Here is a 23,898-nt window from a genome sequence, read left to right on the forward strand (position 1 = left end):
GCATCAGGTGGTCACCACCAGCACCGCGCAATGGGCCCGGCCGATGACATTCTCGGTGACGTGCCCCTTGAGCATCTTGGCCACCCCCCCTTTGCCCCGGCCCCCGAGGAGGATCATATCGGCGCGCCGTTCACGGGCCGCCGCAACGATCATCTCCACCGGGTCGCCCACCTCCACCAGGGAATCACAGGAGAGAGGCATTTCCTCCCGGTGAGCCTGGGCGCAGACCTCATCGACCAATGCCTGGGCCGGCAACCGTTCACCCTCACGCCTCGCCACGGCCATGACCGTCATCCGTTGGAGCGTGGTGCAGGTCCGCCCCAGACTCAAGGCCTCTTGCGCCGCCCGGCGGCTGTTGGGGAAATCATTCACAGCCAGCAGAATATGGGAACCGGTGATAATGAAATCCTTGGGCGCCACCAGCACTCGGGGAAAGCCTTGGGCTATCACCTTGGCAGTCATCTTGCCTACCAAAAGTGACACGCGGCCGGTCCTGCCGTGGCGCCCCATGAGAATGACATCGGCCTGGCGCAACCGGGCCTGTTCGACAATAGTCTTCTCCGGCTTGGTGGAACCGATCACTACCACCTCGACCTCCACCCCGCTGTCTCTTGCCATGATGCGGATATGGTCAAGATGCGGCGCCAGTGCCTCCCGGCCTTGCCTGACCGCGAAATTGGCGGCACCGATCGATTCCGCCTGAGCATTGACCACATGCAGGACAATCACTCGGGCACGGCAGGCCTGGCCAAAAAAAATGGCCTCCTGAATGGCGCCCTCGCTGAAATGGGATCCATCCGTAGCCAGCAGCAAGGTCTTGGCCTCGCCGAGGAGACTGGTGGAAAATCGTTCCATGGAAACTCCTTGGGTAAGAGGTTGAACTACCAAAGTAAACTACCATCAATGCAAGGCCAAAACAAGCGGTCCTTGAACACCGGTGGTAGCCGGCAGAATGGTGAGGAAAGTCCTCCTGAGCACAAAGGAGGCAAGAAAAAGAATTGCCTTGCTCCGCACCGCAAGGCACAATGCTCGCATCTTCTGCAAGCAAAGAACTGATGCAGCTCCATTGCACTCATCCTCTGGAAATACACACTCCCATGAAATGGTTCAGCTTGGTCTTTTTCTGTTTTTTGTGCCTCGTCGTCTTCCTGGCAGACACCGGCAGGTTACCAGGGGCCTTGCGGGTCGTGTATGCCTTTCCGGGAGGGGATAAAGTCGGTCATTTCTTGCTCATGGGCGGTCTCAACTTCCTGGTCAACATGAGCCTGCCGGTGCGTTGGGCCGTCACCAGACCTTTCGGTTCTCTCTTGGCCTCTGCTGCCGTTGCGATCCTGGTTACGGCCGAAGAGTTGGCCCAGATGTTGTTCACCACCGGGACCTTCTCCGTCGTCGACCTCGCAGCCGATTACGGCGGAATAGTGTGTTTCGGGCTGCTGGCCTACCGGTTCCAGATCATGAGAGCCAGCACGGTCACCCTGCCTGAGACCGGCTCTGAAAACCGATCTCAGGCAAAGAAATCACCGCTCCCCTGATCCCAAAAGCGTCTTCATGCTCTCAGGGCATACCAATCGATTTTCCTGGTTAGGTACATAATGGTTGCCAGGAGCAGAAAAAGACCCACCGAACCGGCCAACAGCGCATAATCCTGGTTCACGAGAAGGGTGTACAGATAGCCGTAAAGAAGCATGATAAAAGCGCCGACAATGGCCGAACGCCGTGAAGATTTGAGGATGGCCATGCAATAGCAACTCTCCAGGGCTACTATTGCCGCTGCCGCCAAAAAATAGGCCGCGGCAAACCCCATCTGTTCTGCAAGGGACAGTTCAAGGAGATAAAAAAGGCACATCCCGCCGCCCACCAAGAGGTATTGGAGTGCATGCAAACGAGTCTTGGTCAGCACCTCAATGAGCCACAGCGTGATAAAAGTGAGAGCAAGAAAGAGAAACTGATACTTGACGCTGCGCTCAGCCATCCGGTAGGTGTCAACCGGTTGGATAAAATTAACCCCAAACAGATCGCCGACAGCCTGTTGATCCGTATTAGGCTTGTCGATCCAATGTTGAGAGTATTTCCGGCCAAGGGAAGCAATCTGCCAGTTGGCGCGAAAGCTGGTGGTGTCAATAGTGTGCTCGATCGGCAGCCAGTCGCCCTGAAAACTCGGGTCCGGCCAGTTTGACACGATGGTAGCCGTCGTGTTCCGCCCCATTGGCGCAAAGAAAAGACCTCGGCTGCCTTGCAAGGAAAGCTGACACGAAAAGGTGAACGAGTCAGCCCCGAGTTTATCTTTCAGTGACACTTCTATGCCCTTGCCGGCTCCCAATATGTCCCGCGAGCCTGTCTGAAAATCGATTTTTTCTTCATTCCAGAGCAGGGACGCCTGATTGGTGATGGTCCGTGGATCGGAGATGAGCACAGTGAGCGTTGCTCTTTCCCAGAGGATTCGGGAGGGTTCCACCCCCAGATCCGAGAAATCCGGCCGATGAAACCGGCCGCCCAAGGTTATATCGACCCGATACACCGGTATTTCAAAGATCCCTCGATGGCGGAGCGAATTATCGGTTTGAGCGTCTATCCGCAAATCCTCGGCCAGGAAATGGGCATACTCAACAATCACCTCCTCCGTCTTGCTGCCTGGAAAGTTGGCGCCAACCGCTTCCCGCACCACCTTCCTCTCAAAAGGCACGGTAATGATCGGCCCGATAACAGACTGCTGCCGGCCCCACTTGGAGGCGATCTCCTCCATGGCCTGGCTGCTTCGAACCTGTCGCTCCCTGATGGTATCGTCGATTTTGTATATTGGGATCTGCAACAGCAGCATAAGAACGCAGATCATGACGATTTTAGTCATCTGTGAGCCCCGGAGAGAGCCGATCGGTTTTAATAATTCAGAATAACTGTTCTTTTTCTCCGCTTGTTCGTTTTGATGTGATTGCGATTCGTTTGTCGGGGTGGTGTTCATGGTCTTCTCCTGGAAAGAAATTAAAAGTGAATGACGATCGATTTACAGGAGAAAGATAGCAGGCCATTGTGAAGATTCTTTGAAGAGCGGAAGAACGTACGGTGAAAAGAAGCGTTGAATAGAAGAAGTCCAGCGAAAAAGCAGGAAGGTGTCAGGAGGGGAAAAGAAGTATCGCTCTCGCCCCCCCACCATGGCGATTTTCCAAGAGGACGCTCCCACCATGGAGGAGCATGATTTCACGCACCAGACTCAGGCCGAGTCCGGAACTTTTTTTCCCGGTATCAGGGCGATTAAGGGAGTAGAAACGTTCGAAGACCCGATGGAGGGCGTAATCGGGAATTCCTGGCCCCTGGTCTTCCACCGTCAGCTGGACGCCGTCACCAATCCTCTTGACCGTGGCCAGGATGAAACTGCCCCGTGGGGAAAACTCCAGCGCATTGTGGAGCAGATTCGACACGGCTTGTTCCACTAACATGGTTTCACCCTGCAGGAGAGCAGGGGCTTCTCCCTTGACTTGAATGGCAACGCCCCTGGCCAAGCCAATGGTGCCGAGGGTTTGAGCTGTTTGCTTAACCAATGTCAACAAATCGATCATCTCGCGCTCTTGCAGGGTTGGTCTGTTTTCGATGGCGGCAAGCAGGAGCAAGTGCTCAATCAAGCGCTGCATCCGTCCTATCTCGCTCTCGATGTTGCCGTGGAATCGCTCCCGACGCTCGGCAGGCATGGTTTCCCGCAGGAGCTCCACCGCACCCTGGATGGCGGCGATGGGACTTTTCATCTCATGGGTCAAGGATTGAACATAGTTTTCTATATAGTTTTTGCCTTCCAAGGCTGATCGCATTTCCTCAAAAGCCATTGCCAACTGACCCATCTCGCCACCGCCGAACAAAGGCAAAGGTTCACGGCCACCTCGGCTGACCGAGCGGGTATAGGCGATCAACCTTTCAATCGGCCGGGTGATCATGCTAGAGATCACCATGGTGACAATGACAACGGCGACGAATGTGAGCACGCCGCCGAGAATGATTTTATCCCGGGATTTTTCAACAAAGGCGTTGACGTTTCGGGTCGGTTTTCCCACGCTGACAACACCAACAATGGCTTCCCCCACTTTAATCGGGGCGGCCACATACATGATGCTCAACTTCGGATCCAGGAAGGGCTCGGAGGAGGTGCGGGTGCCGTACTTGCCCTGCAAAGTGAGCACAACATCATTCCAGCGGGAGTAATCCATGCCCTCGTCCCGGCCTATCGAGTCGAACACGACTTTCCCGGTGGCATTGGTTATATAAACCCGCAAATCCATCGTTGTTTTAATAAAATCGTAGATCGGCGCCGGCGTAATCTCCGAGGAGATATGGGCAAACATCTCCCGAAACAAGGTGACGTCAACTGCGCCGTTGCGCACCTGCGCCGAGGCGAGGGCTGCCAGCGCCCAAGCCGTGTCGACGAGAGGCTCCTCGGTGGAGGCCCGGAACTGGGGTTTTAAATCTTTCGTGATCCAGTAGACCAGGAGGAAAAAACCGATCCCCACGGTTGCGAGGATGGTAAGAAAGATGCGAACCCTGGTTTTCATGAGGGATCTTTCAGGGAATAGCCGACGCCGCGATGGGTGACGATCCATTCTTCGCCGGGCGAGAAAGCACGCAATTTCTGTCGGAGCGTTTTGATGTGGGTATCGACGGTGCGCTCAAGGCTCATGTCCGGCTCATCCCAGACCTTCTCCATGAGTTGTTCACGGCTATACACCCGACCTTGATTGAGCACCAGAACACGGAGGAGCCGATACTCATACCGTGAAAGTTCAAGCGGGCTTCCCTGGAAAGAGATGATGTATCGCGCCTCATCGACCACAAACGGACAACCCGGCAAAGACGCGGCCGGTTGTGCTGGCACGGTTCTGCCGGCGGTTCGCCTGAGCACGGCCCTCACCCTGGCGGTCAGTTCGCGAGGACTAAACGGTTTCACCACATAATCATCCCCCCCGATCTCAAGGCCGACGACCCGATCGATCTCGCTGTTGCGGGCCGTGACAAAAATAAGAGGAACTTCGAAACGCTTTCTGATTTCTTTGGCTAAGTCAAAGCCATTGATATCAGGAAGCCCGACATCGAGAATGACAAGATCGATCCCTCCCGCTTCCAGGACAGCAAGGCCTTCCCCGCCGCTTGCACGCCAGTGAGCGTTGTACCCCTCTGTCGAAAGGGCATAGGTGATGTTGTCTGCTATGGACGGTTCATCTTCAACAATCAGAATGTCAGGCATAGGTTTCACCCACGCTTCACGGACAGAAAGGAGGTGCTAGTTTTGGGGTTTAAAGAACAACACGCATGCACCAATCATTCTTGCCGCCACGCCCCCTCTGGATGTATTCTGGTCACCGAAATCATGGGCATCTTCTACAAACCCCTTTCTCTTCAGTCAACACCTTCCTGTTGGTGCAGAAGAACCGGCAGGAACCATGAAAGCCGTCCGCCGGAAAAGGTATATGAAAAAGGTCTTTTTTCTTAACAGTAGCCATCGTCATTGCTGCCGCTGGCATTCCGGTCCGCTTGTTACGTTCCGCAGCTTTTTTCTTGGTGTTTTTTCTTCCTCTGGACAAACCGGGGCCAGTTCTTCAAACGCATCCTTCCACTTGACATCACAAGACGACCGGTCTATTATCCGCCATGTCTTCAACAATCCGAGAACATATTCTAAGCTGCGGCGGCCGCATCATCCATCACAAAGGATTCACCGCTACCGGCTTGCAAGAAATTCTCCAGGCAGCAGAAGTGCCCAAGGGCTCCTTTTATTTCTATTTCAAAAGCAAGGAAGAGTTCGGGCTGGCCCTGGTGGACTATTATCAGGCCTGGTTTGCCGAACAGGTGCGCCCCATTCTTAAGGATGAAACCCGGCCGCCGCTTGATCGGTTGGCCGGATTCTTTCTCTGGTTCCAGCACTATTTTGAACAAGAGGGATTTATCAAGGGCTGCCCCATCGGCAATCTCACCCAGGAACTCGGCGATATCAATCCGGCCTTCCGGGAAAAACTCAAGGCCTCTCTTGATGGCCTGATCAGTTTCATCGCTCGACTGCTGCAAGAGGCTAAGGACCAGGGGCACCTGTCCGCCCGCCTGGAAACGGAGGCAACAGCGCGCTTCATTATTTCGGCCTGGCAGGGATCCTTGATCCGGATGAAGGCCGTTGCCGGCCCCGAACCACTGGATACCTTTCAAACCATGACCTTTGAGGTCTTGTTGGCATAGATTTTTCAATCCCATGCTGCCGCCAAGCCGCATCATTTCAATAGACGACCAGTCTACTACCAGGAGGAACGCTATGTTTATTCTCGATTATCAAACACCGGAAAAGGCAACAGCAAGCGTGGCCGAAATCTATGACCACTTCACCAAAAAGCGAAGCCCGGTTCCGGCGCCGCTGCAACTTATGAGCACCAGTCCAGGCTTGCTCAAGGTCTTCTTTGATCAAATCACATACTTTATGAACCATCCGGTGCTCACTTTTCCCCTCCTGGCCGCCATCCGGTTTCTCGCTGCTCAGGAGGTCTGTTTTGACCATTGCACCAACCTGAACAGACTCTGGCTGACCAAAACCGGGTTATCCGAACAGGACATGGCCGATCTGGCCGCCCGTCGCAACGTGGAGGCCTTCAGTGAGGCCGAGAACACTCTTCTGCTGATTGTTGCCAAGGTGTTGCGCAAGGAAAAGATCGCCGAAGCCGAAGTCCACCGCCTGCGCGATCTGGGCTGGAAGGACAGCGACATCCTTGATGCCTGCGCCCAGGGAACCAACATGATCGGCACTTCCTGCCTGTTTGCAGCCTTTAGCAAGCAGGAAGCGCCGTGAGAGATACAGCGACGAACTACTGTTCGGGCTTCAGTTACCCGGCACCACCGGCACTCCACCCTGAATCGCCTGGGGCAGAACAATGGTGGAAATGGAATTTTTCGGCGAGCCTTCGATGATCCTGTCGCTGTAGGTGAGATAGACAAGGGTGGAGCGCTTCTTGTCAAAGAAGCGTACCACCTGCATTTTTTTAAACAGCAGAGAGGTTGACTTCTTGAAGACCTCTTTGCCGTCATCCTTACCTGAAAGCACCCGTTCCGGCAGGTTAATCGGCCCGGTCTGGCGGCAGGAGATCGAGGCGTCCGAGGTATCCTCGGCCACCCCGATCGTCCCCTTAATCCCGCCGGTCTTAGCCCGGCTGACATAGCAAGTCGCGCCGTTGATATCAGGGTCGTCAAAAGCCTCAATAACAATCTTATCGTTGGCGCCGACAAACTTAAAGGTGGTGCTGACCTGGCCGATCTCCTCGGCCCCAACCGAGGTTGCGGCCAAAAACAGCAATCCGCACCACAGTCCCAACAGATGTTTTTCCCGCATAACCTACTCCTTCTTGGGTTTTGCCGCCGAGCGATTCAGGGCGCTGAGCAGTGATTTGATTGAGGCGACAATAATGTCCGTATCCACGCCGGCACCCCACCAGCTCTCCTCATCCTGATCGAGAATCTCAATATAACTCACCGCCTTGGAGGAACTACCGCGGGTCAGGGCGTGTTCGTGATACGAATTCAGCGTGAACCGCAACCCGAGACCGTCCCGCAGTGCGCTGCAGAAGGCATCGAGCGGGCCATTGCCTACAGCTTCAATGTTTTTTTCCGCGCCTTTGACCACCACCACCGCCGCTATCTCGGCAATCGAACTCTCCTCATCCTTATCAAAATGGCGTTTAAGAACATTGAAGGATTTCAAGTGGTAGCCATTACTGTTGAGCAGATATTCCTTTTCAAAGGTGTGAAAAACCATCTCCGCGCTCAGCTCGTCGCCATGGGCGTCCGAAACCTCCTGAATAACCCGGCCAAATCCCGGATGCATATCTTTGGGCAGTTTAAAACCAAACTCATGATCCATGATGTAGGCCACCCCGCCCTTGCCCGACTGGCTGTTAATGCGGATAATCGACTCATAGGTACGACCGACGTCCTGGGGATCAATCGGCAAGTAGGGCACCTCCCAGAGACCACTTTCGGTCAAATCGAGGGCGGTCATGCCCTTGTTGATCGCGTCCTGGTGCGAGCCGGAGAAGGCGGTGTAGACCAACTCGCCGGCATAGGGATGGCGCGGATGCACCTCCATTTTAGTGCAGCGCTCGTACACATTGATCACCCGGTTGATCCGCGACAGATCGAGGCCGGGATCAACCCCTTGGGTGAACATGTTGAGCGCCAGGGTGACGATATCGACGTTGCCGGTGCGCTCGCCGTTGCCAAACAAGGTGCCTTCCACCCGGTCGGCGCCGGCCATCAGGGCCAATTCAGTGGCCGCCACTGCTTCACCCCGGTCGTTGTGAGCATGGAGGCTGATCAGGGCGCAGTCGCGGCTTTTCATCTGGCGGCAGAACCATTCAATCTGGTCGGCATAGATGTTCGGCGTGGACATTTCCACCGTAGCCGGCAGATTGATGATCACCGGGTTTTCAGGGGTTGGCTCCCAGACGTCCATGATCGCCTCGCAGATCTCCAGGGCAAAATCAAGCTCGGTGCCGGTAAAGCTCTCCGGCGAATATTCGTAGCGGATCTTGGTTGCTGTTTGCCCCGCCTGCTCGCGGATAATCCGCGCCCCGGCCACCCCGAGATCGATGATCTCTTTGCGTCCTTTCTTGAACACGATATCGCGCTGCAGGGTCGAGGTGGAGTTATAGAGATGGACGATGGCCTCGCGAGCGCCTTGCACGGAAGCATAGGATTTCTTGATCAACTGCTCACGGGCCTGGGTCAACACCTGGGGTACTACCCCGTCGGGAATATGGTTACCGTCGATCAGCAAGCGAAGAAAATCGTACTCGACCTGCGAGGCCGAGGGAAAGCCGACCTCGATCTCCTTGAAACCGATCCGCACCAGAAGCTGGAACATCTCCAGTTTTTCCTCCAGGTTCATCGGCTGGACAAGGGCCTGGTTGCCGTCACGCAAATCAACACTGCACCAGACCGGCGCCTTGGTAATGATCTTGTCCGGCCAGGTGCGGTCCGTCAGCCGGACCGGCGGGTAAGGACGATATTTATGCAATTTTTCCTGATCCATATTCATCTCCTTCAACACGTCAAAAAAAAAGCCACGGTTTTGAAAACCGTGGCTTAAAGGTTCAGATTCGATTCGGCCCGTCAGGACAAACCACCCTTCCCTGCCACGGTTTTCCCGTGCAGTCGGCTTAGAAGAAGGAGAGCGAGTGTTTGTGTCATGATCCAGTCCATCGTTAAGGTTTTCCTCATAGTAAAGCCCCAGCCTTATTTGTCAAGCAAGAAAACCAGGAACTCCAGCACCTTTCCAGAAGAGTTACATTTCTCCGCGGAGGAATTTCTCCGCCAGATCGACATCGCGCTTGGAGCCGATGATTAACGGTACCCGCTGGTGTAGATTCCTGGGCTCGATATCGAGAATGCGCCGACCATCATCGGTGATCGCTCGCCCTCCGGCCTGCTCAACAATCATGGCCAGAGGCGCGGCCTCATAGAGCAGTCGCAGCTTACCCTCGGATTTTTCGCCGCTTTTTTTGTCACGGGTATAGAGGAAGATACCGCCCTTGATCAGGTTGCGGTGAAAATCGGCGACGAGCGTCCCAATATAACGCAAACTATACGGTCCCTTGCCGCCGTCGGCGTTCTTGATATAATTGACGAAATTGCGGGTGCTGTCAAACCAGTGGTTGGCATAAGCCTCATTGACGCTGTAATAGAGTGAGGCCTCGGGTATCTTAATATCAGGGTGGGAGAGGAAAAATTCACCGACGCTCGGATCCAGGGTAAAGCCATAGACGCCGGAACCCGTAGTGTAGACCATCACCGTCGAAGAACCGTAGATGATGTAGCCGGCCGCCACCTGCACGCTGCCCTTCTGCAGCAGGTCGCCCGCGTTGCCCTGCCCTGAGGGGCTGAGCCGACGGTGGATCGAGAAAATGGTGCCGATGCTGATATTGACGTCGATGTTAGTGGAGCCGTCAAGGGGATCAAAGGCAATGGTGTAGTTGCCTTCATAACCCTCCAGCACCGGGATAATATCGTCATCCTCCTCCGAGGCCATGACACAGACGTGACCGCACTGCTCCATCCGCCGCTTGATGGTTTGATTAGCGAAGACGTCGAGCTTCTGAACACTCTCCCCCTGAATGTTGGTTCGGCCCGACTGCCCCAGGATATCGGCCAGTCCAGCCATATTGACCTCAGCACTGATAATCTTGCCGGCAACAACCAGATCGTTGAGCAGACCGGTGAGTTCGCCGGTGGCCCCCGGATGCAACAACTGGTCATCCATGATTTGTCGGCTAACGGTAATTCCTTTTCGCTTGGCGAGCATCGTGTTCTCCTTGAAAATCATCTATTCTAAACCACCCCGAAGCATACGGGCATTCACCGGCGGCCATTTCTGGCTTTATCATCCATTGATTGATGCTGCTTTTACGAGGCTGATGAATCTTAATATCGGTTACTTACAAGCCGATACATTCATTCGGCGAAAGGTCTCAAAGCACCTGCCGTCATGCTGTCGAGTTTCCTCTATCATCCGTTGTACAACATAATCTCGAAAGTCCTTTTGCTGCTGCCCCGTCAAGAACGGGAGAAAAGGGACAAGACTGGGCTGATCGATCCACCGGACCATCATTAACTCATCCGAAAAGAAACGGTCTGCATTTTCTTCCCATACCAACGCATTATCAAACCCAATCTCGTCAACCAGCGCATGGTAGTCGTCAAGGGTCGGCATGTACCACGGCCATATGAATTCGACAAAGCTGGGTTGGAACTCATCTCGCGCCATCGCCTCCCGGACCACTTTGAAAAAATGGGCACAGTTCCCGTCACTAGCAAAATTGAAACGAATCCGACCGCCGTTACGTAACGCACGGTAAACATTTGAAAACAGTCGTTCGTGCCCCTTAACCCAATGAAGAGCAGCATTTGAGAAGATAATGTCGAACCGGTCAAGAAAATCAATATCATCAATATCCATCAGCAGAAACTGCAAATTACCGCAAGTTTTGCTTTGCGCAGCCTCAAGCATCCCACGGGATGCATCTACTCCTATCACCTCGCCCCTTGGGACTAAGTCCGCTAAAACCTTGGTCAACACGCCATCACCGCACCCAAGGTCAAGAATATGCTCATGCCCTTGCAGGGCTAACTCATTAATGAGTTGAGATCCCCATTCTTTTTGGTGTGTTGACGCCCCGCTGTACCCCTTGCCATCAAATTCGTGCGCCACAGCCAGCCCCCCTCCTTATTTTTTCTTTTCGGAAGAAAGCAACGACTTCCATTGACTTAGGCAGGCAACCAGGGTGCGGACACCGGTACCGGACGGCCCTTTGGGGATATACGTTTTTTCGGTGAAGTCCCAGGCGGTTCCGGCAATATCGAGATGTGCCCAGGGAGTCTCGCCGACAAACTCCTGCAAATAGCAGGCGGCGGTGATGGTGCCCCCACTCCGGTCGCTGCCGGCATTCTTGATGTCAGCCACCCGTGAGTCGATCTGCTTGCGGTATTCCGGCCCCAGCGGCAGCCGCCACAGGGGCTCCCCGACTTGGGCTCCAGCCTCAGTCAACTGAAGGGCCAGTTGATCGTTGTTGCTCAATAGGCCGGTGTAATGGTGGCCAAGGCCGATGATCACTGCCCCGGTCAAGGTCGCTAGATCAATCACGGCCTCAGGTTTATACACCTCGATGCCGTAGGCCAGGGCATCGGCCAGGATCAACCGTCCCTCGGCGTCGGTGTTGATAATCTCCGAGGTCTTGCCGCCGTAGTGACGAATGACATCGCCGGGCTTAAGGGCCGCTGAGCCGGACAGGTTCTCTGTGGCCGGAATCAAAGCCACCACATTGACGCCCTTGATGCCGACCTCGGCAATGGCCTGCATGGCAGTGATCACCGCCGCGCCGCCGCACATGTCATATTTCATATCCTCCATACCGGCCGGCGGTTTGGTGCAGATGCCGCCGGAGTCAAAGGTCAAGCCCTTGCCTACCAGAAGGAGAGTTGGATTTTTTTTGTTCGCCCGGTACTCAAGAATCACCAAATGCGGCGGCAGGGCTGCCCCTTGATTGACGCCGAGAATGCCCCCCATGCCCAGTTTCTGCATGGCCCCCTTATCCAGCACCTTGCATTTGAGACTGGTCTTTTTGCTTATTTTTTTGGCATATTCGGCAAAATCGGCGGGCGTCCAGTAGTTACCAGGCTGGTTGGCCATATCTCTGGCCGCACAGGTTGCTTCGGCCAGCACGCGGCCACGCTCCAGGCCTGTATGTACCGCGCTGACGGCGAGACCACCAGCATGCAGGTGTAACCGTTCAATCCGGATCGGAGTGTCTTTCTCCTCTTTAAGGCTTTTATACAGGTCAAAACAATAATTGCCCAGCAGCAAACCTTCAGTGAGACATTGGACAATCTCAACAGCATCCAGGAGGAAATCTTTCGGCAAGATGACTAAAATTTCTTTTGCCTTGATCAGACCAGCCTGCTTGGCAATCGTCCCGCCGACATGCCGCAACTGTTCCCGGCGGACATTGATGGCGTCGTCCTGTTTACCCAGGCCCACGAACAACACCCTTTTTGCTTGGAGAACCTGTTCTTTTTCCCGCTCCATCAATCCGGGGTAGACGAGAAAAACCTGGTCCTTGGCGCCCTTGAAGTCGCCGGTTTCCCTGACCTGTTGCAGCAACCTGTTGACAGTTGCGGCCGCATCCGAACCAAGATGGGGAATATCTTCCTCTACTGGACACACCAGCAGATCGCCTGAAAAAAGGTGCGGTTCGTTATCGAACAACTGGATGGTGACGACCTGATTGTGCACGGTATCTTTTCCTCCCCCTTGGGATGGCGGCATTCTACTTTCAAAAGTAGCAAGAACTGTTTATTGTAGGTTTTCATACACTAAACCGGGTTGAACCTCAATCGGCAAAACTTCAGTTTGCCGACAGCCCGAAAAAACTTTTAAGACTTCGCGGAGGTTTCCCGTGTTGGTTGTGTTCATTCTTGCCGTGGGCAGCGCACTGCTGGTTTCAACCACCTGTTCGCTCTTCGAGGCCGTGTTCCTCTCTTTATCGACCTCACAGGTCGAAATGATGCTCGAAACCCATCCTCGCCAAGCAAAAAACTTAAAAAAGCTTAAGGAAAACGTTGAACAACCAATCACTGCCATCCTCACCCTCAACACCGCAGCCCACACCATCGGTGCCACAGTAGCCGGCGCCTCGGCCGTCGCCCTGTTTGGCCAGAACGGCCTGGTCTGGTTTTCCCTAACCTTTACCCTGGCCATCCTCCTGTTCACCGAGATCTTGCCTAAGACCATCGGTGTGACTTTTGCCAGGCAACTGGGACCCTATATTGTTGTTCCACTTCAGATAACGATCACTCTTCTTAAACCACTTATCTGGATGGCGCAGTTGATGACCCGACTGGTGCCCAACAGTCAGAAGTCCCATCAAATCTCGGCGGAAGAGTTGAAAGTCATTGCCACCCTCAGCAGAAAATCGGGAGAAATCGAAGCCGACCAGGAAAAGGTGATTGCCAACATCCTGCAACTCGGAGAAAAAAACGTGCGCCAGGTGATGACCCCGCGCACTGTCACTTTTTCAGCCTCCCAAACCCTCACCATCAAAGAAGCAGCACGCATGGAGGGCAAATGGCGAATGCACAGCCGAGTGCCGGTGTACGAAGGCGAGCCCGACAACGTGGTGGGCATCGTCCTCAGCCAGGATGTGCTCATGGCGGCCGCCGTCGGCCAAGACACCATTCAGTTGTCGCAAATCATGCGGCCGGTCCATTTTGTCCCGGAAACCGCGCCGCTCGACCGAATTTTTATCGATTTTTTTGAACGCTACCAGCATCTTTTTGTCGTGGTCGACGAGTACGGCAGCGTCACCGGCGTCATCAGCATGGAAGATATTTTGGAGGAGATCATCGGCCGGGAGATTGTCGATGAATCCGACAAGGCCCGCAATATGCGAGAACTAGCCATGATCAGAAAAAAAAAGCTCCATACTGTCTGAACAAAGCCTAAAAAATCAAAACCGCATCCAGCCGAATCTGGCTTTCTCTAACAATTTGTGGTAGTTTGCCGCCCAGTAGGGGCAATGGCCTACCCCTGCGGGGTCCAGTATGCTCACCGAAAAAAGAATTACCTCGCCGGTAACCGTTGGTATCCCTCGATTGTCGTTCCTGACTGAAGAGAGCTTCAGGATAACACTTTTAACCCGGTTTTTTCCTAGCCGTCCACCCAGGACTGTTTCATGAATACCAGACCATCTTCCCTTCAACGGCCCTTATGCACCGCCCTCGCCTTGCTTTCGCTTGCCTGGTTTACCGCCACACCGGCTTGTGCTGAGATCCTATACATCAAGCCGAGCCTGGAAGTGCTCATGCGCAAAAACCAGGGTGACAACTCCAGGATAGTCGCCACCATACCCATGGGCACCGCCGTGAACCTGATCCAGGGCGGAAAAGAATGGTCCCATATCCGTTTGCAGGATGGAAGCGACGGTTGGGTACGAAGCCGTTTTTTGGGGAGCTCTCCCCTTATTCCGGTGGCCAATATCAAGCCGGGAGTGGGACCGGACGGAGCGGTCATCGATGTTCAGGGGCGTTTAAGGGATGGGGCTGAAGACAACGACCGGCTGAGAAAAGAGTTGGCTGCTTGTACCACCGACCGTAGCACCTTGGCTGATAAATATCAGACCATGGCGAGTGACCCGGACAGCGCCCTGTACGCCAAAACTTCCCTTGGCGAGGCGCAGCGGCAAATCGAGGAATTGCGGCAGAAATTGGCTGCCGCCCAGATCGAATGTACAGTCTTGAAAAAAAATCAATCGATCAAATGGTTTTTTACCGGTGGCATTGTCCTGCTGTTGGGATGGTTAGTCGGCCGGTTGACCGGTAACGGCCGCAAAAAAAAGCCGTCATTGCTTACCTGAAAACCCGGCCGGCAGGACATTCAGTTCATTGCCTCTAACGCCACACCCACCTCAACCGTCGAGGCATCCCGCATCAGACTGAGAGTCACGCTCTCTCCAACCTCGTGCCGCTCCAACTCATCGCGCAGGCTGTCGTAATCCTTGACCTCTTTGCCGTTGACCGCAACAATAACATCTCCCAGCACCAATCCCTCGCGCGCCTGAGTCGTGCCACGCAAACCAGCCTTTTCAGCCGATGATCCAGGCTGCACCTGCAACACCATCACCCCCTCCAGCCCCAATTCCTCGGTCAGCCGGCGGTTGGCCAGGGTAATGCCCAGGCCCGGCCGGATCAGCTTGCCCTTGCTGATGATCTGCGGCACCACCCGGTTCACTTCGCCGACCGGCACGGCAAAACCAATCCCAGAACTGGCACCAGATGGGCTGTAAATGGCCGTATTGACGCCGATTAGGCGGCCGGCGCTGTCCAAGAGCGGCCCTCCGGAATTACCTGGGTTGATGGCGGCATCGGTCTGGATAACATCGTGGATGGTGCGGCCGGTGACGGCGGTGATCTCCCGGCCAAGCGCACTGACAATTCCGGTGGTCAAGGTCTGGTCAAGTCCGAAGGGATTGCCGATGGCAAAGACCTTCTGCCCAACCAACAGATCCTTGGATTCACCAAGGACGATGGGGCGCAACTTGTCGGCCGGGGCGCTGATCTGCACGACCGCCAGATCCCGGTCCGGAGCCGCACCGACCAGCACTGCCTTCCAGGAGGAGCGATCGGCCAGGGTGACCTCCAGGCGGCTGGCGTCGGAAATGACGTGGTAATTGGTGACGACCCGGCCCTGCTTATCCCAGATAAACCCTGAACCCGTACCCTGGGGGATCTCATACACATTGAGACTGAACAAATTGCGGCGTACGGCAATGCTGGTGATGTAGACCACGGAAGGGGCGGCGTTACGGAAGATGTCGATGGTGTTTTTCTCATCGCTGGCCAAATCCCCCCTGGCCTCGACCGGGCGGGAAACGGCTTTGGGATCGAGCAACGCGGGTTGAAAGGTCTGAAAAAACAGCCAACCAATCACACAGGCGAAAACGATGAGGTACAGAGTCTTCATTTTTTTACCCGCGGAGAAGGGAAACAATGCAGAGTCTAACCGCTTCCAAACAACTGGGACACCCGCGCATCAAAGCCATTTTTTCCGCCGAAAAAAGAGCAGGGTCATAACCGAAGAGAGAATCATCAGCAAGATGGCAAAGGGATACCCCCACAATTGATCCAACTCAGGCATGAACTTGAAGTTCATGCCGTAGGCACTGGCAATGAGGGTCGGCGGCATGAAAATCACAGTAACCACGGTAAAAATCTTGATCACCCGGTTCTGTTCCATATCGATCAAACCGAGGAAGGTGTTCTGCAGAAATTCAAGGCGCTCGAAATTAAACGAGGTATGGTCCAAAAGCGAGCCCACGTCCTTGATCATGATGCGCATGTTTTCGTAGTCTTCCTTGGGGAACATCTTGCTTTTGAGCAAGGATGAGATGATGCGCTGTTTTTCCACAATATTCTCGCGGATGGCGATGGTCGTTTCCTGCAGGGCGGTAATTTTAAGCAACAGTTCCCGGTTGGGATCTTTGTCTCCAATCATCTGCTTGCTGATTTCGGTAATTCTATCGGTGACATGTTCGATAAGATCCGCATCATAATCGATCCGGGTCTCAAGAATGGTGAGAAAGATGTCCTCGCCATCCACCGGTTTAATCGCCCGCAGTTTGCGATAGGTCTCAGAAAAGGAACGAAACTCACGGGAGCGCTGGGTGATGAGAATCTTATCCTTGAGAATGAACGAGACCGGTTCACTGGAAAAGGTATTGTTTTCCGGAATCAGGAAATTGAGGTTGATGCCGATTTCGTCCTCAGTTTCGACATACTTCGAACTGGACTCAATCTCCTCGCTCTCCTGTTTGGTAAAGAGTTCCACCCGGAAATCCTTTTCCACCTGATGGATTTCTTCCTCTGTGGGTTTGATCAAATCGATCCAGAAAATGTTAGGGCTGACGGAACTGTTGCCACTTTCCATCTTGACCATCTTGTTTTCTAAGAAAAAATAATTGACCATAGAGCGTTCCTGGATCCAATTAATTGTTGGGGAGAGATGCTTATGTCGGGAGAAAACCCTGTCCGGCAATGGTCACCCCCTGTTCACGCCGGAATATTCCAGCCGTGCCAGAGAAAAAAATCTATTGTAATGACCGGCCCTGAGAAAAGTCAATCGGGAAAAGGTGCAGGGGAAGGCTTCGGGTAAATCGCGCCAACCCCAACACAAAACAATTCGATTTAATTAAAAAAATTGCTCTTTTGGGCGAGATAACACAGCAAAAACCCCACGGCCATGGCGACCAACCCCACCCGGCGCAAGTGATGAGGCGGCATTTCCAGAATCTGCCGGAGCCAGCGCTGCATGGATTCGGGCGAAGCAACATACGGCAATCCTTCGAGAACCAAAACGAGTCCTATCAGTGTTATCAAGAGTTTCATGGCAGAGCCTTACCAGAAACCAGCATGCGGTGCAATACACCACAAAGGTGTTGACAATGGACGGTCAAAAAAAGTACTTTGACCCGACATTTATTGATAAATTGATAACTCTTGCGCTTGATGCGGTTCGTAATGTGTATTTTTTGGACGATCTGAACGCAGGAGGCAGACACGCAACGACTATTCATGACGCAATCACCCTCCAAATACAGCGAAGCCGGAGTCGATATCGACAAGGGCAATCTTTTTGTTTCCCGGATTAAATCCATCGTTGCCGAGACCCATCGACGGGGCGTGCTCTCCGATATCGGCGGCTTTTCTGGAATGTTCGCCATCGGCAACGAAGACCTGAAAAATCCGGTGCTGATCGCCTCCACCGATGGAGTCGGCACCAAACTCAACGTGGCTAAGCTGTGCAATAAACATGACACCATCGGTATCGACCTGGTGGCCATGTGCGTCAACGACGTCATTGTCAGCGGCGCAAAACCGCTCTTTTTCCTCGATTATTTTGCCTGCAACGCCCTGGACCTCGATGTCGCCACCGCAGTGGTGCGAGGAATCGCGGATGGCTGCAAACAGGCCCATTGCTCCCTGATCGGTGGCGAAACCGCGGAGATGCCGGGTTTGTATCAGCCGGGGGATTACGATCTTGCTGGTTTCGTGGTTGGCATCGGCGACCGGAACGCCATCATCGACGGCAGCGACATCCGAGTGGGCGACAGGATTATCGGCCTTGCCTCCTCGGGCTTCCACTCCAACGGCTACTCGCTGGTCCGTAAGGTCTTCTTTGAGGAGCTAGGAAAAAAGGTCGACGATTATATCGAAGAATTCGGCTGTACCGTGGGCGAAGAACTGCTGCGGCCCACGCGCATCTATGTGGACAGTGTGATCAACACCCTGCGGCGCTGCAAGATTCACGGCCTGGTGCACATAACCGGAGGCGGCTTCATCGACAATATTCCCCGCATTCTACCCGCTGGCTGTGCGGCTCGTTTGTATCCGAACAGCTGGCCCATACTGCCCTCCTTTTCCTATCTCCAGAAGAACGGCAACATCTCAATCGACGAGATGTATCGAACCTTCAATATGGGCATCGGCATGATGGTTATTGTCCCGGAAAACAGCGTTGAGGACATGCTCCAACAGTTCCAGGCCCACGGTGAGCAACCCTATCTGATCGGCGAAATCAAAGCCGCCCAGGGGAGCAACGGAAAACAGGTTATGATCGACGGAGTGTGTTGATCCCGTAAGGCGAGACACAGACCTTTTAGCCACGCATAGACAAAAAAAGCTCCGGTTGACTGAGTCTCTCAGTCAACCGGAGCTTTTTTTGTATCCTCCTCACTCTGGCCGCCCGCAGTCGGCATCTCCACCTTTCAGCTTATAGAGCCCGTGCGAGAGGGCCGGCAACACTGCCTCGAGATTTTCCTGCGCCGCCTTTCGGCTGCCGGGCAGGTTGAGAATCAGGCAGCCCTTGCGGATGCCGGCTATGCCGCGCGACCAAACCGCCTGCATCGTTTTGCGCAAACTAGCCAACCGCATCGCCTCGCCCAACCCAGGTATCTCCATCTCGATCACCGCTCTAGTCGCCTCCGGCGTGCGATCACTGGGCGAAACCCCAGTACCGCCGGTGGTGACGACCAGATCGAGTTGCTGCTCATCCACCCAGGCGATCAGGGTCTGTTCGATCAATGCCTGCTGGTCTGGAATAATCTGATAGGCGGCTATCGCATACCCCTCGGCCCGGAGCATCTCCTGGATTCGGGGACCGCTGGTGTCTTCACGCTCGCCACGGGATCCCTTATCGCTCAGCGTCAGGACACCGCACCGGTACGGCTGGCCGGGTGATGGCACTATTCCTCCGATTTATCCTTGTAGTCAGCGATGATCTTCTCGGCGATCTGGGCGGGCACCTCCTCATAATGGGAGAACTTAACCAGGAAGGTACCGCGCCCGCCGGTCATTGAGGTCAGATCGAGGGCATAGAGCAGGATTTCGGACTGGGGCACGTTGGCGTTGATGACCTCATACTTACTGGTCGAGTCCATGCCCAGCACTCGGCCACGCCGGCTGTTGAGATCACCCATGACATCACCGACAAAATCCTTAGGCACCCGGACTTCAACCTCCATGATCGGCTCAAGCAGAACCGGATTGGCCTGGACCACACCCTTCTTGAAGGCGAGTGATCCAGCAACCTTGAAGGCCATCTCTGAACTGTCGACGGTATGATAGGAGCCGTCAATCAGGCTAACCTTGAGGTCAACAAAGGGATACCCGGCTATAACTCCCCGCTCCATGGCTTCGATGATACCCTTTTCCACCGCCGGCCGATACTGCGCCGGAATAACGCCGCCAACTATCTTGTCGAGGAACTGAAACTGCTCGCCCCGAGGCAACGGCTCCATCTCAATAGTACAATCACCAAACTGACCACGCCCACCGGATTGTTTTTTATGCTTGCCCTGAACGGTAACTTTTCCTTTCAACGTCTCTCGGTACGGAACACGGGGTGGTCGCAGTTCCATTTCAACCCCAAATTTTCGCTTGATCTTCTCGCCTATGACTTCGAGGTGCACCTGGCCGACGCCGGAAATAAGGATCTCATGGGTCTGCTGTTCACGGGTCAATTTCAGGGTCAGATCCTCATCGAGCAGGCGGGTAATGGAAGAAAAAAGCTTCTCCTCATCGCCTTTTTTTGCACTGACGGCATAGGCGATTACTGACGGCAGGGGCTCAATCATCGAGTAGAGGATGGGCTTGCCCTCCTCGCAGAGAGTGTCGCCGGTAGTGGTTTCCTTGAGCTTGGCTACCGCCACCACCATCCCCGGCAGAGCCTGCTCCACGGGTTTCTGCTCTTTGCCGGCCATGATGTACAACTGACCAAAACGCTCGGAAGTGGCCTTGGAGGTATTGTAAAAGGTATCGCCCTTCAGGGTCCCAGAGAAAACTCGAAAAATGGTCAAGCGGCCGGCAAAGGGGTCAGCCATGGTTTTGAACACCAGAGCGGAGAAAGGTGCATCGGCCTTACCTGGGCGTTCAACAGCTTCGCCGCTTTTCGGATGGGTCCCGACTCGGGCGGGACGCTGATCAGGCGAGGGCAGCAGACTGACGAGGGCATCGAGCACCACACTGGAGCCTTTATTACCCAGGGCGGCGCAGGCGCAAACCGGTGCCACCTTGGCAGCCTTGACCGCTGCAACCAATCCACCTTTCAGCTCCTCGTCGGTCAGGGTGCCTTCCTCGAGAAATTTTTCGATCAGTTCATCATCGGTTTCGGCCACACTCTCCATCAGGCTTTCCCGCAGGCTTGCCGCCTCGTCCGCCAGATCCGCCGGAATCTCGGCGACCTCAGCTTTGCCGCCTTCGGTAAACAGCAGGGCCTTGTTGGCCAGGATGTCCACCACTCCCGCGAACGCGTCTTCGGCGCCAATGGGCAGATAGAGAATGACCGGATTGAGGCCGGTGGCTTCACGAATGCCCGTGACCGTCTTTTGGAAATTGGCTCGCTCGCGATCCATTTTGGTGACGCAGACCAGGCAGGGCAGATTGTTGTCCTTAATCAGGTCAACGAATTTCTCCGTCTGCGCCCGCACGCCCAGTACCGCACCGACGGTAAGGAGAGCGCTGTCCGCCACTTGAGCCGCGAATCGGGTCTCGTTGAAAAAATTATCGTCACCGGGGGTATCGATCAGATACACATCGTTCTTCTGCCAGTTCAGATGGTTGAATGCCGCACCAATGGAGATCTTGCGTTTGGTTTCTTCCGGCTCAAAATCCATGGAAGAGGTGCCTTCATCCACCTTACCCTGCCGTTTCAGGGAACCGGCGGTAAACAAGAGGGCTTCGGCAAGGGTCGATTTACCGCTGTTGCCATGGCCGAAAAAAACCACATTCCTGATCTGCTGTACGTCCTGCATGAAGACCTCCAGTGAGTGCAACGAGTGCTGTATCAATGTTCACGGTGTCCATTCAAGCCCGAAAACCGATGAAAAGCCCTCGCTCTTTCGCGGCAGGAATGGTAACCATCGAGTCCACAAAAACGACCTTTGTTATATTCTTATTAAGATTGCAAAGTCAAGCGATAACCTCCTGAAAAATTGAACAATCAATGACCACGCAACCCGCTGTCCAACCCTCAGGTTCCACCGGAAAAATAGCCCGTTCCGCCGGGGCGGTGAGCATCGCCGTGATGTGCAGCCGTGTCCTTGGTCTGATCCGAGAACAGGTCTTTGCCGGACTGTTCGGTGCAGGTTTAGCCTACGACGCCTTTGTCGTCGCCTTCCGTATCCCCAACCTATTGAGGGATCTTTTTGCCGAGGGAGCGCTCTCCGCCGCCTTTGTCACTGTTTTCACCGATTACACCACCAACCGCGGTGCCGAAGCTACCTGGCGCCTGGCCGGCAATGTCCTTATCTTTTTCGCCCTGCTGATCAGCGCATTCACCCTTGTGGGCCTCTATTGGACCGAGCCGATAGTCAACCTGCTGGCCCCGGATTTCGAACTGATTCCCGGCAAGACCGAGCTGACCGTCAAACTCACCCGGATCATGTTTCCCTTCCTGCTCTTTGTCTCGCTGGCGGCGGTGGTGATGGGCATGCTCAACACCAAGGGCAAGTTTTTCGTACCGGCCATGTCGTCGACCTTCTTCAACCTCGGTTCGATCATCGGCGGCCTGTCGCTGGCCTGGCTTTTTCCCGGGTTCGGGCAACCGGCCATTGCCGGCATGGCCTGGGGCACCCTGCTCGGTGGCGCGCTGCAGCTCTTGATGCAGTTGCCCACCCTACGCCAGGTGGGTTTTCAATTCCGCTTCAACTGCAACCCCACCGATCCCGGTCTGCGGCGGATCCTGCTGCTGATGCTGCCGGCCACCATCGGCCTGTCCGCCACCCAGATCAACATCTTCGTCAACACCAACTTCGCCGCCTCCTGTGTGGAGGGTTCAGTTTCCTGGCTCAACTACGCCTTCCGCCTGGTGCAACTGCCCATCGGCGTCTTTGGCGTAGCCCTGTCGATCGCCATCATGCCGGTGCTGGCCAAGCAGGCGGCCGAGAAGGATCTGGCCAGCCTCAAGCAGACCTTTACTTCTTCCCTGGTGTTGGTTTTTTCCCTGGCTATCCCCGCAACTGCCGGTCTGATGCTCCTCTCCACGCCGATCATTCGCCTGATCTTCGAACACGGCGCCTTCACCGCCGCCGACACCCTGCAAACTGCCGACGCTCTCACCTTTTACGCTGTCGGCCTCTTCGCCTATTCGGCCATCAAGGTGATGGTGCCGGTCTTTTACGCCATCGGCAACACCAAGTATCCGGTCATTGGCAGTTTTCTCGGCGTGGCCATCAACATCCTCACCATCACCCTGGTGATCGATCAGTTACAGCACCGGGGCATTGCCCTGTCCACTTCCTGCGCCATGATCCTCAATTTTCTTTTCCTCAGCGTGATTCTGTATCGCAAGCTTGCCGGATATCCAGTCGGCTACCTGCTGAAGGGACTGGCCAAAATTCTTGTGGCCACGGCCCTGATGAGTGGCGGGATTTGGGGGTTGCAGCGATTGCTGGCCCCCTGGATGATCGGATCAATACTGGTGCAGATCGGTGCGCTGACGGTGCTGATCGGAGTGGCGGTGGGGATGTATGTGGCGGGATTGCAGCTGTTAGGGTTACCGGAATTCACCCTGCTGTCCGGCAAACTGGTTCAGCGTTTTCGCAGATCGTAAAGGAGTTGCAGCTGGGCCAACAGGCTGACCACTGCGGTGTCGACGTGAAGAATACGGTTGCCCATGGTGAAACTATGAAAGCCGTGATCAACGAAGCATTGCAACTCATAGTCAGACCAGCCGCCCTCGGGTCCGACCGCCAGAAGCAACCGCTGCCCCGGCACACCTGACACCGGGACATCGGCCAACGTTCCTTTTCCATCGGGATGTGCGATCAAGCCCTGACCGGCAAGGGTCGGCACCACATCCTCGACAAAGGGCTTGAACTGATGATGGATGGCCACCTCGGGCAGCCAGGTGTCCATGGCCTGCTCCATGCCATCAAGAAGAATGGTGCGGATTTTCTCCGGCTCCAGGACCGGGCTATGGAAAAACGATTTTTCCACACGCCGCGAACGGATGAGATGAAACCGCCGCACACCAAGCACCGTCGCCTGCTTGAGGATGCGCTGCAGCATGATCGGCCGCGGCAGGGCCAGAATCAGCTCCACCTGGAGGTCGCAGACAGGCTCCCGCTCCAACTCCAAGGCCAGCCGCACCGTCTCGCCCTCTATCGCCAACACCCGGCCGCTGCCGATGTTGCCATTGACCTCCCCTACCCTAACCGTATCCCCCGGAGTTACCCGTAAGACCTTCAGCAGGTGCTCGGCCCGACGACCGGTGAGGATGGCCGTGTTGCTGGTGATTTCAGTTGAGTCAAGCAGGAGGAGGTTCATGGCTGTATCACGACG

Annotated in this window: 22 protein-coding genes; 7 read left to right on the forward strand and 15 right to left on the reverse strand. The window is 54.9% G+C overall.

The window, feature by feature from the left end; genetic code table 11:
• Positions 1 to 3: 3 nt before the first annotated feature.
• A complete protein-coding gene (locus ACHZCX_RS20645) occupies positions 4 to 855 on the reverse strand; it encodes a universal stress protein (RefSeq protein WP_319589094.1) in 852 nt (283 codons plus the stop codon).
• Between the two features lie 242 nt (positions 856 to 1,097).
• Here ACHZCX_RS20645 and ACHZCX_RS20650 point away from each other — a divergent pair, with 242 nt between their 5' ends.
• A complete protein-coding gene (locus ACHZCX_RS20650; RefSeq protein ID WP_319589095.1) occupies positions 1,098 to 1,532 on the forward strand; it encodes a hypothetical protein in 435 nt (144 codons plus the stop codon).
• Positions 1,533 to 1,546: 14 nt separating this feature from the next.
• Here the strand turns inward: ACHZCX_RS20650 and creD are convergent, their stop codons facing one another.
• The 3 genes from creD to creB all read right to left on the reverse strand — a co-directional run bounded on the left by creD (position 1,547) and on the right by creB (position 5,224).
• On the reverse strand, positions 1,547 to 2,959 hold the full coding sequence (gene creD / locus ACHZCX_RS20655; RefSeq protein WP_319589096.1) for a cell envelope integrity protein CreD: 1,413 nt from the start codon (positions 2,957 to 2,959) through the stop codon (positions 1,547 to 1,549).
• Between the two features lie 151 nt (positions 2,960 to 3,110).
• Complete coding sequence (creC, locus tag ACHZCX_RS20660; RefSeq protein ID WP_319589097.1) at positions 3,111 to 4,535, reverse strand: two-component system sensor histidine kinase CreC; 1,425 nt, start codon at positions 4,533 to 4,535, stop codon at positions 3,111 to 3,113.
• A complete protein-coding gene (gene creB / locus ACHZCX_RS20665; protein WP_319589098.1) occupies positions 4,532 to 5,224 on the reverse strand; it encodes a two-component system response regulator CreB in 693 nt (230 codons plus the stop codon). Before creB ends, creC begins: the two co-directional genes overlap by 4 nt.
• 404 nt (positions 5,225 to 5,628) lie before the next feature.
• On the opposite strand from creB, the gene ACHZCX_RS20670 reads away from it, so the two are divergent.
• A complete protein-coding gene (locus ACHZCX_RS20670; protein WP_319589099.1) occupies positions 5,629 to 6,207 on the forward strand; it encodes a TetR family transcriptional regulator C-terminal domain-containing protein in 579 nt (192 codons plus the stop codon).
• Positions 6,208 to 6,280: 73 nt separating this feature from the next.
• Positions 6,281 to 6,808, forward strand: coding sequence for a hypothetical protein (locus ACHZCX_RS20675; protein WP_319589100.1), 528 nt, complete (start codon positions 6,281 to 6,283; stop codon positions 6,806 to 6,808).
• 30 nt (positions 6,809 to 6,838) lie between these two features.
• On the opposite strand, the gene ACHZCX_RS20680 is transcribed toward ACHZCX_RS20675, so the two are convergent.
• The 5 genes from ACHZCX_RS20680 to ACHZCX_RS20700 all read right to left on the reverse strand — a co-directional run bounded on the left by ACHZCX_RS20680 (position 6,839) and on the right by ACHZCX_RS20700 (position 12,799).
• A complete protein-coding gene (locus ACHZCX_RS20680; RefSeq protein ID WP_319589101.1) occupies positions 6,839 to 7,345 on the reverse strand; it encodes a CreA family protein in 507 nt (168 codons plus the stop codon).
• Positions 7,346 to 7,348: 3 nt separating this feature from the next.
• Complete coding sequence (gene leuA, locus ACHZCX_RS20685; protein WP_319589102.1) at positions 7,349 to 9,043, reverse strand: 2-isopropylmalate synthase; 1,695 nt, start codon at positions 9,041 to 9,043, stop codon at positions 7,349 to 7,351.
• A 252-nt stretch (positions 9,044 to 9,295) separates the two neighbouring features.
• A complete protein-coding gene (gene fbp, locus ACHZCX_RS20690) occupies positions 9,296 to 10,312 on the reverse strand; it encodes a class 1 fructose-bisphosphatase (protein WP_319589103.1) in 1,017 nt (338 codons plus the stop codon).
• 129 nt (positions 10,313 to 10,441) lie between these two features.
• Positions 10,442 to 11,218 (reverse strand): methyltransferase domain-containing protein, encoded by a 777-nt coding sequence (locus tag ACHZCX_RS20695; RefSeq protein WP_319589104.1) that lies wholly within the window; start codon positions 11,216 to 11,218, stop codon positions 10,442 to 10,444.
• 15 nt (positions 11,219 to 11,233) lie between these two features.
• On the reverse strand, positions 11,234 to 12,799 hold the full coding sequence (locus tag ACHZCX_RS20700) for a leucyl aminopeptidase (protein WP_319589105.1): 1,566 nt from the start codon (positions 12,797 to 12,799) through the stop codon (positions 11,234 to 11,236).
• A gap of 163 nt (positions 12,800 to 12,962) precedes the next feature.
• Between ACHZCX_RS20700 and ACHZCX_RS20705 the strand changes: the two genes are divergently transcribed.
• Together ACHZCX_RS20705 and ACHZCX_RS20710 are read left to right on the forward strand one after the other, a co-directional pair.
• Entirely contained in the window at positions 12,963 to 13,997 is a 1,035-nt protein-coding gene (locus ACHZCX_RS20705; protein ID WP_319589106.1) for a hemolysin family protein, read from the forward strand.
• Positions 13,998 to 14,237: 240 nt separating this feature from the next.
• Positions 14,238 to 14,918: an SH3 domain-containing protein gene (locus ACHZCX_RS20710; protein ID WP_319589107.1), complete on the forward strand. Its 681-nt coding sequence runs from the start codon at positions 14,238 to 14,240 to the stop codon at positions 14,916 to 14,918.
• Between the two features lie 20 nt (positions 14,919 to 14,938).
• On the opposite strand, the gene ACHZCX_RS20715 is transcribed toward ACHZCX_RS20710, so the two are convergent.
• From ACHZCX_RS20715 to ACHZCX_RS20725, 3 genes are all read right to left on the reverse strand, one after another.
• Positions 14,939 to 16,024, reverse strand: coding sequence for a trypsin-like peptidase domain-containing protein (locus tag ACHZCX_RS20715; RefSeq protein WP_319589108.1), 1,086 nt, complete (start codon positions 16,022 to 16,024; stop codon positions 14,939 to 14,941).
• 69 nt (positions 16,025 to 16,093) lie between these two features.
• Complete coding sequence (gene corA / locus ACHZCX_RS20720) at positions 16,094 to 17,026, reverse strand: magnesium/cobalt transporter CorA (RefSeq protein WP_319589109.1); 933 nt, start codon at positions 17,024 to 17,026, stop codon at positions 16,094 to 16,096.
• Between the two features lie 218 nt (positions 17,027 to 17,244).
• Entirely contained in the window at positions 17,245 to 17,445 is a 201-nt protein-coding gene (locus tag ACHZCX_RS20725; RefSeq protein ID WP_319589110.1) for a DUF2065 domain-containing protein, read from the reverse strand.
• Positions 17,446 to 17,631: 186 nt separating this feature from the next.
• Here ACHZCX_RS20725 and purM point away from each other — a divergent pair, with 186 nt between their 5' ends.
• Complete coding sequence (gene purM, locus ACHZCX_RS20730; RefSeq protein WP_319589111.1) at positions 17,632 to 18,690, forward strand: phosphoribosylformylglycinamidine cyclo-ligase; 1,059 nt, start codon at positions 17,632 to 17,634, stop codon at positions 18,688 to 18,690.
• A 99-nt stretch (positions 18,691 to 18,789) separates the two neighbouring features.
• On the opposite strand, the gene ACHZCX_RS20735 is transcribed toward purM, so the two are convergent.
• A complete protein-coding gene (locus ACHZCX_RS20735) occupies positions 18,790 to 19,302 on the reverse strand; it encodes a MogA/MoaB family molybdenum cofactor biosynthesis protein (protein ID WP_319589112.1) in 513 nt (170 codons plus the stop codon).
• The gene (gene fusA, locus ACHZCX_RS20740; RefSeq protein WP_319589113.1) at positions 19,302 to 21,368 is read right to left on the reverse strand and encodes an elongation factor G; all 2,067 of its coding nucleotides are present in this window, start codon (positions 21,366 to 21,368) and stop codon (positions 19,302 to 19,304) included. The genes ACHZCX_RS20735 and fusA overlap by 1 nt, the downstream gene beginning before the upstream one ends.
• Positions 21,369 to 21,559: 191 nt before the next feature.
• Here fusA and murJ point away from each other — a divergent pair, with 191 nt between their 5' ends.
• Positions 21,560 to 23,167, forward strand: coding sequence for a murein biosynthesis integral membrane protein MurJ (murJ, locus tag ACHZCX_RS20745; RefSeq protein WP_319589114.1), 1,608 nt, complete (start codon positions 21,560 to 21,562; stop codon positions 23,165 to 23,167).
• Here the strand turns inward: murJ and ACHZCX_RS20750 are convergent.
• Complete coding sequence (locus ACHZCX_RS20750; RefSeq protein ID WP_319589115.1) at positions 23,146 to 23,883, reverse strand: 16S rRNA (uracil(1498)-N(3))-methyltransferase; 738 nt, start codon at positions 23,881 to 23,883, stop codon at positions 23,146 to 23,148. The two genes, murJ and ACHZCX_RS20750, sit on opposite strands and share 22 nt — an antisense overlap.
• Positions 23,884 to 23,898 lie beyond the last annotated feature (15 nt).

The sequence above is a fragment of the uncultured Desulfobulbus sp. genome, assembly GCF_963662935.2.
Lineage (GTDB): Bacteria > Desulfobacterota > Desulfobulbia > Desulfobulbales > Desulfobulbaceae > Desulfobulbus.

Bases quoted from the DNA above. Each gene is read 5' to 3' on its own strand.
- ACHZCX_RS20645 (WP_319589094.1), bottom strand. From the start codon at position 855: ATGGAACGATTTTCCACCAGTCTCCTCGGCGAGGCCAAGACCTTGCTG.
- ACHZCX_RS20650 (WP_319589095.1), top strand. From the start codon at position 1,098: ATGAAATGGTTCAGCTTGGTCTTTTTCTGTTTTTTGTGCCTCGTCGTC.
- creD (WP_319589096.1), bottom strand. From the start codon at position 2,959: ATGAACACCACCCCGACAAACGAATCGCAATCACATCAAAACGAACAA.
- creC (WP_319589097.1), bottom strand. From the start codon at position 4,535: ATGAAAACCAGGGTTCGCATCTTTCTTACCATCCTCGCAACCGTGGGG.
- creB (WP_319589098.1), bottom strand. From the start codon at position 5,224: ATGCCTGACATTCTGATTGTTGAAGATGAACCGTCCATAGCAGACAAC.
- ACHZCX_RS20670 (WP_319589099.1), top strand. From the start codon at position 5,629: ATGTCTTCAACAATCCGAGAACATATTCTAAGCTGCGGCGGCCGCATC.
- ACHZCX_RS20675 (WP_319589100.1), top strand. From the start codon at position 6,281: ATGTTTATTCTCGATTATCAAACACCGGAAAAGGCAACAGCAAGCGTG.
- ACHZCX_RS20680 (WP_319589101.1), bottom strand. From the start codon at position 7,345: ATGCGGGAAAAACATCTGTTGGGACTGTGGTGCGGATTGCTGTTTTTG.
- leuA (WP_319589102.1), bottom strand. From the start codon at position 9,043: ATGGATCAGGAAAAATTGCATAAATATCGTCCTTACCCGCCGGTCCGG.
- fbp (WP_319589103.1), bottom strand. From the start codon at position 10,312: ATGCTCGCCAAGCGAAAAGGAATTACCGTTAGCCGACAAATCATGGAT.
- ACHZCX_RS20710 (WP_319589107.1), top strand. From the start codon at position 14,238: ATGAATACCAGACCATCTTCCCTTCAACGGCCCTTATGCACCGCCCTC.
- ACHZCX_RS20715 (WP_319589108.1), bottom strand. From the start codon at position 16,024: ATGAAGACTCTGTACCTCATCGTTTTCGCCTGTGTGATTGGTTGGCTG.
- corA (WP_319589109.1), bottom strand. From the start codon at position 17,026: ATGGTCAATTATTTTTTCTTAGAAAACAAGATGGTCAAGATGGAAAGT.
- ACHZCX_RS20725 (WP_319589110.1), bottom strand. From the start codon at position 17,445: ATGAAACTCTTGATAACACTGATAGGACTCGTTTTGGTTCTCGAAGGA.
- purM (WP_319589111.1), top strand. From the start codon at position 17,632: ATGACGCAATCACCCTCCAAATACAGCGAAGCCGGAGTCGATATCGAC.
- fusA (WP_319589113.1), bottom strand. From the start codon at position 21,368: ATGCAGGACGTACAGCAGATCAGGAATGTGGTTTTTTTCGGCCATGGC.
- murJ (WP_319589114.1), top strand. From the start codon at position 21,560: ATGACCACGCAACCCGCTGTCCAACCCTCAGGTTCCACCGGAAAAATA.
- ACHZCX_RS20750 (WP_319589115.1), bottom strand. From the start codon at position 23,883: ATGAACCTCCTCCTGCTTGACTCAACTGAAATCACCAGCAACACGGCC.